The sequence below is a fragment of the Corynebacterium variabile genome (assembly GCF_006539825.1).
In the GTDB taxonomy this organism is placed as follows: domain Bacteria; phylum Actinomycetota; class Actinomycetes; order Mycobacteriales; family Mycobacteriaceae; genus Corynebacterium; species Corynebacterium variabile.
This window is the reverse complement of the sequence record NZ_BJNT01000012.1, coordinates 1-12873: the sequence shown is the minus strand read 5'-3', so window position 1 is coordinate 12873 and position 12873 is coordinate 1. Positions and strand designations below refer to the sequence as shown.

The following is a 12873-nucleotide window of genomic DNA, read 5'->3' as shown; positions in this document are numbered from 1 at the left end:
TCGGCCGATCAACTGCTCCGGAGCATCTGTTCCAGATCCACCGACGGGACCAGTTCGTAGCGACGGTCCCGTACCCAGAACGCGCCGGTCCTCCGGTGCTCGGCCCGGTCGGTGAAGCGGTAGCGGTACGAGATCACCCGCACGGCTGTGGGTGCCTGCCCGTCGAAGGGGTCGGACGCCAGCAGCCGCAGCGTCGGTGCGTCCGCCTCGAGCAGGCGGCGCAGCAGGACGGCGAACCAGCCGTCGAGCCGGTCTCCCAGGGGAAGGAACCACATCATCCAGTCCAGCCGCAGGTGGTAGGGCGCGAACTGACCGGGACGCCGCATCACGTCGCCCGGTTTGCCACGGAACTGGTACTCGGCCCAGTCCTCCTCGGACGGATTCTCGGCCAGCGTTCCCTCGATGACGTACTCCGTGCGGGTCCTCGTCACCGTCCCGAAGGCACCGTAGGCGTTGCCGAGCCCCCACCGGTTGAAGGCGCCGTTCATCACCTGGTTCCGGGAGAAGAGATTGCGTGCCGCCGGCCAGTTCAGACCCAGATACACTACGGCGACGGTGGTGGTGAGGACCGTCCACCACAGGGGCAGGGCGGCGTCCTCCCCGGAGCTGAAGTCGGAGCCGGAACCGGGGATCCCCACCGCGGCGAAGGCGAGGACGATTGTCGCCCAGTTCAGCCAGGCGAAGTTGCCGGTGAGGACCAGCCACAGCTGCGTCACCACCATGACACCCGCCGCGACCGCCCCGACGACCATCGGCCAGGACTGATCCGTGACCAGCGAGAACACCGGGACGAACAGCAGCCAGGTCACGCCCAGCTGGGTGACGTGGTTGCCGATGACCTCGCCTTTGTGGAACCAACGGGGGAGCAGGTGCGCGGTCCGGCTGAACGGTCCGGGCATCGGCTGGGTCTCGTGGTGGAAGGTCAGTGCGGTGAGGTCGCGCCATTCGCGTCCGCCGCGGATCTTGATCATCCCGGCGCCGAACTCCAGCCGGAACAGCAGCCACCAGAACAGCACGAGGATGACCGTCGGCGGCGGCTGCGCGGTTGAGCCGAGGAAGGCGGCGAGGAACCCGGCCTCGCACAGCAGCATCTCCCAGCCGAAGCCGTAGAAGCGCTGGCCGATCGCGGTGACGGACATGTACCCGCCCCACATCGCCAGGAAGCACAGCATCGGCACCCACGGCGGGCCGGCCTGGGGGAGTCCGGCGATGAGGATCACCGCGAGGACGCAGCCTGCCGTGCACAGTGCGACCGGGCGACGGTCGGTGTATCTGACCAGGCTGAACACGGTGGGACGCAGCACTTTCTTCCCGCTGCGTTCCCGGAGCCGGCGCATCCGGTCGAGGAAGGCCGGGGCAGGCAGCAGGCCGTGCTCGCCTGCCAGCGGTCGGAACTGGAGGAGCGTGGAGAGGAAACCGATGAGGTAGAGCGCCGCGATGCCCCGCTGGAGGACCTCACGGGCCACCCCGAAGTCCACGGCGGCGAACCCGTTCATGGTCACCAGGGTAGGCGTGGTCATCTCCCGACACCCCCACCCTCACCAAAACAGACGGCTTGGTCTAGTCTGGCATGATTGACGCTGACTTCCCATGACAGGAGAATTCCATGCACACGTCCCGCATCTTCCGCACCCTCGGCGCGACCACCCTCGCCGCCGGCCTCGCCTTCGGTCTGTCCGCCTGCGCCGACGACGGCTCCGACAGCGACGACCAGACCATCCGCGTCGCCGCGTCCCCCGGGCCCTACACCGACCTCTTCCGTGACGGGGTCGCCCCGATTCTCGAGGACGAGGGCTACACCGTGGAGTTCAAGGACTACACCGAACTGCAGCAGGCGAATATCGCCCTGCAGGAGGGTAGCGCGGACCTCAACGTCGACCAGCACACCGCCTACATGGAGGCCTTCAACCGGGACTCGAACGCCGACCTGGCGTCCCTCACCCAGATCCCGACCGTCCCGGCCGGCCTGTTCTCCTCGAAGCACACCAGTCTGGATGACGTGAAGGACGGTCAGACCGTCTCCATCCCGGACGACTCCTCCAATACGTCCCGCGCCTACCGCATCCTCGTGCAGGCCGGCTGGCTGACCCTGAAGCCCGGCACCGATGACACGCAGATCACCGGTCAGGACATCGCCGAGAACCCGCACAACCTGAAGATCGACACGGTGGATTCCTCGATCATCCCGCGTGCCCTCGATGACGTCGACTGGGCCGTCATCCCGGGTTCCCGCTCCTATGCCGCCGGCACCGACCCGAAGCTGCAGGTGCTGCAGGAGGAGCTGCTGCCGGATCTGGTGCTCGTCGCCGTCACCCAGTCCGACCAGAAGGACTCGGACCGGGCGAAGGCCGTGGTCGACGCCTACCACTCCGAGGAGTTCGCGGACTTCCTCGCCGAGGAGAATAAGGACGGCTACTGGTTCGTGCCGGAGAGTGAGGACGCCTCCACCTCGGAGGCCGCGAAGTGACCCTCTTCGACGATTCCCTGACACTGCTGCAGACCCTGGTCCGCAACGCCTGCGTCAACGACCTCACCCCGGACTCCGGCCAGGAGGTGCGCAACGCCGACAGTCTCGAGGAGTTTTTCTCCGCCGAGATCGCCGCAGGTCGCGACTCCGGCGCGGTGACCGTCCAGCGACTGGAGCCGCGCCCGGGGCGCACCAGCATCATCGTCACCGTGCCCGGCTCCGACCCGGACGCCGAACCGCTGACCTTCCTCGGTCACACCGACGTCGTTCCGGTGGACGCTGCCCACTGGACACGAGACCCTTTCGGCGCACAGATCGAGGGCTCCGGTGCGGACGCCCGGATCTACGGTCGCGGCACGATCGACATGCTCGGACTCACTGCGCCGATGGCCGTGGTGACCCGTGAGGTCGCACGGGAAGCACTTGCCGGGCGTCCTCCCCGTGGGACACTTACCTTCGTCGGTGTCGCGGACGAGGAAGCCCGTGGCGGTCTCGGCGCGAAGTGGCTGTCCGCCGAACACCCGGAGGTGCTCGACTGGCGTAACTGCATCTCCGAGACCGGCGGCTCGCATCTGCCCGTCGCCGACGGGTCGGACGCCGTGGTCGTCACCGTGGGGGAGAAGGGTGCGGCACAGCGTCGGCTGCACGTCACCGGCGAACCCGGCCACGGGTCCCAGCCGTGGGGACGCGACCTCACGATCGCCCGGATCGCCGAGGCCGCCCGGCGTATCGCCGCCATCGCCCCGGCGGTCTCGCAGGACCCGCTGTGGTCCGGCTTCGTGACCGCGTTCCGCTTCTCCCCGGAGATTCAGGACGCCCTGGTCACCGCCCCGGAGGAGGACGACTACCTCGCCTTCACCGACCTGGCCCGGTACGCTCACGCGGTCTCCCACCTGACGGTCTCACCCACGGTGCTGTCTGCCGGCAAGGCGATCAATGTGCTGCCCAGCTCGGCGTATCTGGAGCTGGACATCCGTACGCTGCCGGGGCAGACCGACGAGGACGTGGACGCCGAGCTGCGTCGCGCGCTGGGTGATCTGGCTGACGAGGTCGAGTTCGAGCGGCTCATCTGCGAGCCTGCCGAGGTCAGTCCGGTGGATTCCCCGCTGTACGCGGCGATCACGGAGACGGTCGGGGAGTTCTTCCCGGACGCGGCGGTCGTTCCGGTGCTCTCCGCCGGCGGGACGGACCTCCGCTTCGCCCGTCGGCTCGGCGGCGTGGGCTACGGCTTCGCCCTGAACGCCCGCGAGCGGTCGCTGGCGGACATCAACGCCGAACTGCACAGCCATGACGAGCACCTCTACCTCGAGGACCTGCGGTTGACGGTTGAGGCCTACCGGTCGCTGGTCGCGCGGTTCGTGGGGTAGGTGTCCACCCGTTTCCTCGGGAGTTTGCGCCGACATACCGGTCATTCTGTGCCACAGATGGAGCGAAAAGTCGGCGCAAACCCGCGTTCAGTCCAGTCCGGTGTGGCTAGCGGACCTGTCCACGAGGTCCTGCGACCACTGGGACCAGGAACCGGGGAACAGTGCCAGGTTGATGCCGACAGAGTCCGCTGCGGCGACGAGGACCGCGGCCGAGACCCCGGAGCCGCAGTAGGCCCCGGAGACCGGGTCACCGTCACCTTCCGCAACACCCACACCGGCGAAGACCTCGCGTAACTGGTCCGCCGGCAGGAACCGGCCCTCCTCGTCGAGTACCGCGGTCGAGGGGAGGTTCGCAGCACCGGGGATGTGCCCGGCCACCGGGTCGATCGGCTCGGTCTCCCCGCGGTATCGCTCCGGTGCCCGGGCGTCGAGCAGGACGCCGAGTCCTCCGGTGTGTGCGACCTGTTCCTCGGTCAGTACGCGACGGGCGCCGTCGTACAGGTCATCACGGGTGACGGTGACATCACCCGGGGTCGGCGTCCTCCCCGTACCTGTCTCGCTCTCGCCGCCGTCGGCCTGCCAGGCGGCCCACCCGCCGTCGAGGACCCGTACATCACTCACTTCTGCGGCGGTGAGTGTCCACCAGGCACGCGAGGACCCGGCGGCCTGGGCGTCGTCGTAGACCACGACCGTGTCGCCGTCACTGACGCCGAGGCTGCGCAGCGACTCCTGCAGTGCAGAACCGGTCGGCAGGGGGTGGCGTCCCAGCCCGGTGCGGGAATGGTCGCTGAGCTGGGAGTCCAGGTCAACGTACTGCGCGCCGGGGATGTGACCGGCGGCGAAGGCGTCCTGTCCGTCGGGGTGGGCGAGCGTCCACCGGACATCGAGGACGCGGACCGGAGCCTCGGTGGTGAGCAGGTCGCGCAGGGCAGTGGCGGTAATGAGAGTCATGGTCTCCTGTGTACCGCAGTTCCGACGGGCTCACGGTGAACGCATCACTGGCGTCCCGTGCACGACCAGGGGCAGGGTAGGGCCATGACACACCCAGATACCGCAGCAGACACAACCACGCTCACCGACATCAGGCCTCTCACCGCCGACCAGCAGGAATTCGCGGCGCTCACCGGCACCCACTGGATCCGGGCGTCCTCCCCGTCAGACGCCGTCACCGTCCCCGGAGCCCCCGGAACCTGGTACACCGCTGACGGTGCTGTCATCGGGACCGGGCTCCCGGACAACCCGCAGGGACAGGTCCGGCTTGCCCCCGGCGACCGCATCGTCGACGGTGGGCGCGTCCTCGCGGGACATGCCCGCGCCGGGGTCGCTGCGTTGCGCACCTTCGACCGCGACTCGGGCGGCGCCTGTTCCGTGACCGGGGTCGAGGTCTTCGGGCAGGATGACGCCTGGGTCGTCGAAGCGGAGTTCACCGCGGACCCGCAGACAGTCACCGTCATCAGCGCTGACGGCGTGGAGGGGCCCGGAGAGGTCGTCGGCTGGTTGAGCTTCTCCGTTCCCGGTGACGCGCCGGGGGAGTCACACCGCCTGCAGGTCACGGAGCAGAACGGTGACTACTTCGTCTCCTTCGGGGACGCCGGGGCGCAGGCCGGCACCCATCCCTTCCGATTCCTCAACGTGCCCGCCGCAGACCCGGACGGCCACACCACCATCGACTTCAATGCCGCCTGGCTGCCGGCTTCCGCCTTCTCCGACGCGTACCTGTGCCCGTTGCCGTCGGCGGTGAACGTTCTCGATGTCGCCGTCCTGGCCGGGGAGAAGCGGGTGGTCAGGAGGTGAGGTCAGTAGACTCCCGGGAATGACCGAGACTCTCCACCCCGTCTACCTCGACTGCGACACCGGTATCGACGACGCCCTCGCCCTCGGGCACCTGCTGGCGTCCCCGAATGCGGAGCTCGTCGGCGTCGGCACCGTCCACGGCAACATCGACGCCGCCGGTGCCGCCGAGAACACGCTGCGCCTGCTGAACCTGGCCGGACGTTCCGGCGACAACGCCGTCCCCGTCGCGGTCGGAGCGGGGAAACCGCTGGTGGGGGAGTTCTCCGGCGGGGCGGTCGCGGTGCACGGCGACGACGGCATCGGTGGCGTCCGCGCATCCCTGCCGGAAGCGGACGCCGCCCCGGACACTGAGGACACAGAGGACTCCGTGGACCTCCTGGTCCGGCTGTCCCATGAGTACGCCGGCGAACTGCAGATCCTCGCCATCGGCCCGCTGACCAACCTGGCCCACGCGCTTGTCCGGGATCCGACGCTGGTCGACCGCATCGCCGGGGTGACCGTCATGGGTGGAGCGGCCCTGGTGCCGGGCAATGCCCGGCCCGCCGCAGAGGCGAATATCTGGCACGATCCGGAGGCCGCGCAGGCCACGGTCGCGGCGTCCTGGCCCGTGACCCTGGTGCCGCTGGATACGACGATGGAGCACACCCTCGACGAGACGTACCGGCGACGCCTCGCCGAGGCCACCTCCCCGTATGCCCGGGCCTGCGGGGAAATGCTCGACGTGTACCTCAATTTCTACGAGACCGTGGTTCTCGGACGCCGCGCCGCCGCCCTGCACGACCCGCTCGCCGCGGCGATCATGCTCGGCGAGGTGGCGCTGCTGGATGCCCCGCGGGTCCATGTTGAAGTCGACTGTACCGACGGTCCCTCGCGTGGCAGCACCGTCTGTGATCTGCGCAGTCAGCGCAAGGCGCCGGGGGATGTGCCCGGGGCGACGGTGCGCGTCGTGCTGGAGACCGCGCCGGGCTACGTGGATCTGCTCACCGAACTGCTGGAGAGTCTCTGACGCAACCCCCGGGGGGAGGTTTTGGGAGGGTCTACTTTCTCACAGTGCCTCTGTGACCGGGGAGGCCTACGATCGGTAAGTGTCAGCGGGAGGTTGGTCCACAGTCCGCCCCGCGCGAAAAACACCGAGAACAGGGAGAACCCCATGAAGGCAGCACGCTACTACGGCAACCACGACATCCGCATCGAGGACATCGACCAGCAGACCCTGGAGCCCGGCACCGTCCGCATCGACGTCGCCTGGTGCGGCATCTGCGGTACCGACCTGCACGAGTACCTCGACGGCCCGATCTTCTGCCCGACCTGCGAGACCCCGCACCCGATCTCCGGGGAGACCGCCCCGGTCACTCTCGGCCACGAGTTCTCCGGCGTCATCTCCGAGGTCGGCGAGGGCGTCACCGACCTCAGTGTCGGCGACCACGTCGTCGTCGAGCCCTACATCATCCGCGATGACGTGGACACCTCCACCGACAACGACACCTACCATCTCTCCGAGGACATGAACTTCATCGGACTGGCAGGACGCGGCGGCGGACTCTCGGAGAACATCGTCGTGCGCCGTCGCTGGGTGCACAGGATCGACAACTCCCTCCCGCTCGACGAGGCCGCACTCATCGAGCCGCTGTCCGTCGGCTACCACGCCGTGAAGCGCTCCGGCATCACCGAGGAGAACGGCGCCGGCAAGGTCGCGCTGATCGGTGGCGCCGGTCCGATCGGCCTGCTCACCGCCGCCGTCCTCAACGCCATGGGCGTCACCGTCGTCATGTCCGAGCTGTCCCCGCTGCGCCGCCAGAAGGCCCTGGACTCCGGCGTCGCCGCCCACGCCTTCAGCCCCGCCGAGACCGATATCGTCGACGAGGTCAACAAGCTCACCGACGGCAAGGGCGCCGACGTCGCCTTCGAGTGCACCTCCGTCCAGGTCGTCCTCGACACGCTGATGGACGCGGTGCGCCCCACCGGCGTCATCGTCGTGGTCTCCATCTGGGGCCACAAGTCCGACTTCAACATGCACAAGCTCGTCATGAAGGAGATCGACCTGCGCGGCACCATCGGCTACGTCAACTCCCACCCGGACACCATCAAGCTGGTCGAATCCGGGAAGATCGACCTCAAGCCGTTCATCACCGGCAAGATCGGCCTCGACGGCCTGGTCGACGAGGGCTTCGACACCCTCATCAACCGCAACGAGACCGCCGTGAAGATCCTCGTCTCCCCGTCCGGTGAGGGGCTGGAGTAAGCACCCACCACGCGGAGAATCATGCGGGACCTGTGACATCTACAGGTCCCGCTTCCGCGTCCGCAGGCATCATCACCGCACTGGTCGGTTTCACCGGTTCCTTCGTCGTCATCCTCACCGGCCTGCACGCCGCGGCGCCTCCGACGGACAGGCCGCCAGCGGGCTGCTGGGCCTGTGCCTGGTCGTCGGTGCGTCCACCCTGTGGCTCGCGCTGCGCCACCGCGTCCCGGTGACGACGGCCTGGTCCACGCCCGGCGGCGCGGTTCTCGGTACCGCCGGGGCCTCCGCCGAGGGGTTCGGGGACGCCGTCGGCGCATTCATCGTCTGCGCCCTGCTGCTTGTCCTGTCCGGGCTGTGGCCTGCGCTCGGCAGGCTGGCGTCCTCCATCCCCACCCCGGTTGCGCAGGCGATGCTCGCCGGGGTCCTCCTGCCGCTGTGCATGAAGGCGGTGACGGGGCTGGAGACGTCGCCGGGTGCGGTGATCCCCGTGCTGGTCGTGTGGCTGGCCGGCACGGTCCTTGTTCCCCGCTGGGCGGTGCCGCTGACCTTCCTCACCGCCGGTGTGGTCATTGCGGTGCATCTGCTCATCGATGACGCAGCCTCACTCGACACCGCCGCGATGGCTCCGCATATGGAGTTCACCACCCCGACGTTCGGCGTCGGGGCGGTCGTCGGAATCGCACTGCCGCTGTACGTGGTGACCATGGCGTCACAGAACCTGCCCGGCGTCGCTGTCCTGAAGACCTTCGGCTATGACACCCCGTGGAAGGACGCTCTGGTCACCACCGGTGTCGGAAGCCTGCTTGTCGCGCCGGCCGGTGGTAGCGCGATCAATCTGGCGGCGATCTCCGCGGCCCGGTCCGCCGACCCGGCGACCGGGGTGGCCAAGGATCTGCGCTGGCGCAATGCGGTGTGGAGCGGGTCGACCTACCTGGTGCTCGCCGTGTCTGCCGCGGCGGTCGTGGCGCTGGCGGCGTCCGCACCGGTCGGACTGCTCGCCGCGGTCGCCGGTGTGGCGCTGCTGGGGGCCTTCGGCGGTGCGGTGCAGGGGGCCTGGTCGGAGGAGCCGCTGCGGCTGCCGGCCATCGTGACCTTCCTCGTCGCGGCATCCGGTACGACGTTCTTCGGGATCGGCGCGGCGTTCTGGGCCCTGGTCGCCGGCGTGGTCGTCGTCGGGATCACCGCAGCCGGTTCACGGCGGCGGTGATCTCCTGGACCCTCGGCAGTGCGAGACTGCCGGTGGCCCGGGGCAGGACCTCCCAACCGTCGTCGCGGATCCGGTCGTGCAGGGTGCGCGCCTTCTCCACCAGCGTGCCGGGGGTCTTGTCGAGCAAGGGGAGCAGCGCGGCGATCGCGCGGGTCTGTGAGGTGTCGACGAGTTGGACGCAGGCCGACAGGTCGAGCTCCCCGTCGCCGTGTCTGATGGTGTCCCGCTCCTTCGCCTGCGGCGGCTTCCTGGTCTGTCCCACCCGTGGCGTCCGGCCGCCGGGCATCGGGAAGGATGCACTCTCCGCCACCGGTTCCGCCAGCTCACGGGCCTGTGCGGTGACATCGACCGGGTGATAGGCGTCCAGCATGATGACCGTGTCCGCGACATCGAGGAAAGCCCCGGAGCCGCCGGCGACAAGGACGGTCGAGACCCCGTGATCGCGGTACAGGGCACGCGCCCGGTCGACCAGCGGGGTGATCGGCTCTTTGCCGGCGGGCACGAGGACGCGCATCCGGGCGTCCCTGACCAGGAAGTTCGTTGCCGAGGTGTCCTCGTCGATGAGCAGGCAGGACGCCCCGGCCTCGCACGCCTCGACCAGACCCGCCGCCTGGGAGGTCGAGCCGGAGGCGTTGGTGGTGGAGAAGTCGGTGGTGTCCGTGGTGTTCGTGGCGCCCGACTGATCGGGCAGGTCGTGGAGGAAGGCGGAGATGTCGACACCGCGTACCGCCCGGCCGTCCTCGGCACGCAGGGTGACGGCGTCGTCGACGGTGACGCAGAGCTCGCGTCCGTCACCGGGAATGTGGTCGTACACGCCCCGTTCCAGGGCCTTGAGCACAGTGGATTTGCCGTGGTAGCCGCCGCCGACGATGAGGGTGACACCGGTCGGGACGCCGAGCCCGGTGATACTCCGGCCAGACGGCAGCTCGACCGTCGAGCGCAGGCTCTCCGGGGAGGTGAAGGGCACGGCGTCCTTCATCGGGCGCTGGGAGTCCCCGGATGTCCGGGGCAGAAACGCGCCGTCGGCGAGGAATCCGACGAGGTTGTGTCCCGGGAGCGCATTTCGGAGAAACTGCTGGTCACGCCAGGAGTCCACCTGCTTCCGCAGCGGTTCCAGGAGTTCCTCGGTGAGGTCGAGCAGGGCATCCCCGAGGATATCCGGGAGGACGCCGCAGAGCAGGTCGGCGGCGGCGTGACCGTTGATCCGGCGGCCGTGGGCGGGAAGCGCGGCCTGCAGTCGGATACGGAGAATGTCCCCGTTGTGCACGGTGACGGCGCTGCGGTCGAGGATCTCCTGGCCAGGCACGTCGATGCGCAGGTGCCCCGCCGATTTCCCACCGCGCGGATTGCGCCGGTCGATGGCGCCCGCCAGACGCCGGAGGAGATGGTCGCGCACCGGGACGGGGTCCGCGAGCAGATCCCCCGGAATACCCGTGTAGCGCAACGGAAGGTCGACACGCAGCGCGGACGGCGGGGCGTAGGGGTCGGCCTGGACGTGCTCGAGGGTGAGTTCCAGGTCGTCCCGGGGATCGCCGACGGGGAAACGGCGCCCGGTGAGCTTCCGGTAGCTGCCGTACCCGGACTCGTCGAGGCCGGTCAGGAGACGGTCGAGAGGCTGTCCTGTCATGGACGCCGAGCCTACGCGGCAGGTGTCCACCCGAGCTTCGGGCCGAGCTCGCCGGCCATGTCGGTGAGGATCTGGGTGTAGTCGTCCGCCTCGAAGTCGAAGGGGAGCGCGAAGGCGACTTCCTCGACCGCGCGGAAGGCGGCCAGCTCGATGAGTTGCTCGGCGATCTCGTCGGAGCTGCCGATGAGGTCGGGGGCGGTGATCATCTTCTTCGGCCCGAACTGCTGGATCCGGCCGACGCCGACGGACGCCCGGTGGTCGACATAGGCCTGGTAGCGGGCCTTCTGCTCGGAGGTGGCGTGGTCGGTGGGGATGACGACAAGTCCCTGGGAGATCCGGGGCGTCCCGCCGAGAACGTCGGAGTAGTGCTCACGGTAGAGGTCGATCTGGGAGCGCTGGTTGACGTCGAAATTGTCGCTGACCTCGGCGGAAATGACGCTGGAGGTGAGGAAGTTGAGCCCGTTCTCCGCGGTCCACTGTGTCGAGGCGCGCGAGCCGGAGCCGTACCAGAGCCGGTTGACCAGGCCGGGGGAGTGCGGCTGGACGACATCAGAGAAGTCTTCCGCATTCTTCAGTGCGGGGAAGTTGCCGACATGGTCGCCGCGGAGGTTCTCGACGAGCCGGGAGACTCGACGTTTGGAGAAGTCCTCGGTCTCAGCGGTGTCCGGGTAGAGGGCGTCCTTCCACCCGTCGAAGCGCATCGGGGTGCCGACGGAGACGCCGGGGTTGAGACGTCCACCGGTGAGAAGGTCGACGGTGCCCATGTCCTCGGCCAGGCGCAGGGGGTTCTCCGGGCCGAGCGGTGTGACCGCGGTGCCGAGGTTGATACGGCTGGTGCGCTGGGAGGCGGCGGCGATGACGGTCATCGGGGAGGTGATGCCGTACTGCATGTGGCGGTTGCGCAGCCAGGCACTGTCGAAACCGAGGTCCTCACCGAGGCTGATGATGTCGAGGGTGGCGTTGATGCCGGTGACCGGGTCGGCGGGATCGAAGGTGCCGATGGTGAGGAAGCCGAGCTTCTTCAGCGGCAGGTTCGGGTCACTGTCCGGGGTCAGGGAGGTGATGTGGGTGGTATCCGGCCAGTCTGCGGTGTTCATGGGAGTGACTCTACGCCGATATAGTTGACATGTCACCTTAATTGATCATCGGAGGTTGAACCCGGCCCTGACCAGGACATCCCGGAGGAAGCGACGCTTCGACTTCTCGGTCGCCTTCGCGCTCAGGCGGTTGAGGAGCTGGTCTGACCAGCGCTGGTGCGCACCGTAGCGGGAGTAGTAGGTCGCCAGGGCGTCGTTGTAGTTCTCGAGCAGCTCAGTGGTGGCGGCGGGATCGTCATCAGGGTTCCGGTAGCGGTCCTCATGGAGGAAAAGCTCCATCGGCAACCGGGGTTTGATGCCGGCGTTCTCGGCAGGATCGGCGTACCCGAGTTCCAGTGCGAGGAAGGGGACGACGTTATCCGGGATACCGAGGGCGTCGCGGACCTCGTCGATGTCATTGCGCAGTGAGCCGAGGAAGACGGTGCCGAGGCCGAGCGACGCCGCGGCGAGGGCAGCGTTCTGCGAGGCGATGCCGATGTCGGCTGCCGCCATCATCGGTTCGTCCATGTAGTTCAGCGCGCCGAGGTCGGTGGCAGGGCGACCGGTCACACCGTGACCGGCCTCGGCGGGTGCGGGAGTGCTCCCCGCGGCGGTGTCTGTCTCTTCCTCGGCTGCGAGGAAGCGGGCGAGGGAGAAATCGATGAGCCAGACGAGGGTGACAGGTGCATCGATGATGTGTTGGGACATCTGCCGGCCGACGGCCGCGAGGCGCTGCTTCGCCGCCGTATCCCGGACGGCGAGGACTGAGACGATCTGCTTGTTGGAGGAAGTCGGTGCCGACTGTGCTGCGGCGAGAACGGTGCGCAGCGTGGCGTCGTCGAGGTCGCGGGGTAACCACTGTCGCACAGAGCGGTGGCTGACCATGAGATCGAGGGTGCTGTTCCAGGACGGGGGAGTGAAGGATGCCGTGTGCCCGTAACGCCGGGCGAGGAGAGCCTGGATGTCTGTGCTGACGGTCATGGTCACCATGGTGCCACAGGTACTCTGACCTGGCAGTTTGTGGCGTCGCGGCGGGGTGTGTAGATTAGTCCGGGTCGCCGCGAGCGGCCGGGACACTGTCCTGGTGAGCAGC

General features: G+C 68.5%; 10 protein-coding genes and 1 pseudogene. 6 read left to right on the top strand and 5 right to left on the bottom strand.

What is annotated here, in order from left to right; genetic code table 11:
* Nucleotides 1-8 precede the first annotated feature (8 nt).
* Nucleotides 9-1520 (bottom strand): lipase maturation factor family protein, encoded by a 1512-nt coding sequence (locus tag CVA01_RS07770; RefSeq protein WP_244938199.1) that lies wholly within the window; start codon nt 1518-1520, stop codon nt 9-11.
* A gap of 86 nt (nt 1521-1606) precedes the next feature.
* Between CVA01_RS07770 and CVA01_RS07765 the strand changes: the two genes are divergently transcribed.
* Nucleotides 1607-2467: a MetQ/NlpA family ABC transporter substrate-binding protein gene (locus CVA01_RS07765; protein WP_141329817.1), complete on the top strand. Its 861-nt coding sequence runs from the start codon at nt 1607-1609 to the stop codon at nt 2465-2467.
* Nucleotides 2464-3834, top strand: a complete 1371-nt coding sequence (locus CVA01_RS07760) for a M20/M25/M40 family metallo-hydrolase (RefSeq protein ID WP_141329815.1) — start codon at nt 2464-2466, stop codon at nt 3832-3834. Before CVA01_RS07765 ends, CVA01_RS07760 begins: the two co-directional genes overlap by 4 nt.
* A gap of 87 nt (nt 3835-3921) precedes the next feature.
* Here the strand turns inward: CVA01_RS07760 and CVA01_RS07755 are convergent, their stop codons facing one another.
* Nucleotides 3922-4785, bottom strand: coding sequence for a sulfurtransferase (locus tag CVA01_RS07755; RefSeq protein ID WP_141329813.1), 864 nt, complete (start codon nt 4783-4785; stop codon nt 3922-3924).
* An 84-nt stretch (nt 4786-4869) separates the two neighbouring features.
* Here CVA01_RS07755 and CVA01_RS07750 point away from each other — a divergent pair, with 84 nt between their 5' ends.
* From CVA01_RS07750 to CVA01_RS07735, 4 genes and pseudogenes are all read left to right on the top strand, one after another.
* Entirely contained in the window at nt 4870-5628 is a 759-nt protein-coding gene (locus CVA01_RS07750; protein WP_141329811.1) for a DUF1684 domain-containing protein, read from the top strand.
* Nucleotides 5629-5647: 19 nt separating this feature from the next.
* Nucleotides 5648-6634: a nucleoside hydrolase gene (locus CVA01_RS07745; protein WP_141329809.1), complete on the top strand. Its 987-nt coding sequence runs from the start codon at nt 5648-5650 to the stop codon at nt 6632-6634.
* 144 nt (nt 6635-6778) lie between these two features.
* Nucleotides 6779-7870, top strand: a complete 1092-nt coding sequence (locus CVA01_RS07740) for a 2,3-butanediol dehydrogenase (protein ID WP_073884765.1) — start codon at nt 6779-6781, stop codon at nt 7868-7870.
* A 32-nt stretch (nt 7871-7902) separates the two neighbouring features.
* Nucleotides 7903-9077 (top strand): annotated as a pseudogene (locus CVA01_RS07735) (benzoate/H(+) symporter BenE family transporter).
* On the opposite strand, the gene CVA01_RS07730 reads toward CVA01_RS07735, so the two are convergent.
* Genes CVA01_RS07730 through CVA01_RS07720 form a run of 3 tightly spaced genes read right to left on the bottom strand, consistent with a single transcriptional unit; the run spans nt 9049 to nt 12761 of the window.
* The gene (locus CVA01_RS07730; RefSeq protein ID WP_141329807.1) at nt 9049-10704 is read right to left on the bottom strand and encodes an ABC-ATPase domain-containing protein; all 1656 of its coding nucleotides are present in this window, start codon (nt 10702-10704) and stop codon (nt 9049-9051) included. The pseudogene CVA01_RS07735 and the gene CVA01_RS07730 overlap by 29 nt on opposite strands.
* 11 nt (nt 10705-10715) lie before the next feature.
* Nucleotides 10716-11801, bottom strand: a complete 1086-nt coding sequence (locus tag CVA01_RS07725) for an LLM class flavin-dependent oxidoreductase (RefSeq protein ID WP_174775623.1) — start codon at nt 11799-11801, stop codon at nt 10716-10718.
* A 45-nt stretch (nt 11802-11846) separates the two neighbouring features.
* Nucleotides 11847-12761, bottom strand: coding sequence for a nitroreductase family protein (locus CVA01_RS07720; RefSeq protein WP_170209727.1), 915 nt, complete (start codon nt 12759-12761; stop codon nt 11847-11849).
* Between the last annotated feature and the right edge of the window lie 112 nt (nt 12762-12873).

What these genes read in the sequence shown, in the direction of transcription:
- CVA01_RS07770 (WP_244938199.1), bottom strand. Translation starts at nt 1,520, where the DNA reads ATGACCACGCCTACCCTGGTGACCATGAACGGGTTCGCCGCCGTGGAC.
- CVA01_RS07765 (WP_141329817.1), top strand. Translation starts at nt 1,607, where the DNA reads ATGCACACGTCCCGCATCTTCCGCACCCTCGGCGCGACCACCCTCGCC.
- CVA01_RS07755 (WP_141329813.1), bottom strand. Translation starts at nt 4,785, where the DNA reads ATGACTCTCATTACCGCCACTGCCCTGCGCGACCTGCTCACCACCGAG.
- CVA01_RS07750 (WP_141329811.1), top strand. Translation starts at nt 4,870, where the DNA reads ATGACACACCCAGATACCGCAGCAGACACAACCACGCTCACCGACATC.
- CVA01_RS07745 (WP_141329809.1), top strand. Translation starts at nt 5,648, where the DNA reads ATGACCGAGACTCTCCACCCCGTCTACCTCGACTGCGACACCGGTATC.
- CVA01_RS07740 (WP_073884765.1), top strand. Translation starts at nt 6,779, where the DNA reads ATGAAGGCAGCACGCTACTACGGCAACCACGACATCCGCATCGAGGAC.
- CVA01_RS07730 (WP_141329807.1), bottom strand. Translation starts at nt 10,704, where the DNA reads ATGACAGGACAGCCTCTCGACCGTCTCCTGACCGGCCTCGACGAGTCC.
- CVA01_RS07725 (WP_174775623.1), bottom strand. Translation starts at nt 11,801, where the DNA reads ATGAACACCGCAGACTGGCCGGATACCACCCACATCACCTCCCTGACC.
- CVA01_RS07720 (WP_170209727.1), bottom strand. Translation starts at nt 12,761, where the DNA reads ATGACCGTCAGCACAGACATCCAGGCTCTCCTCGCCCGGCGTTACGGG.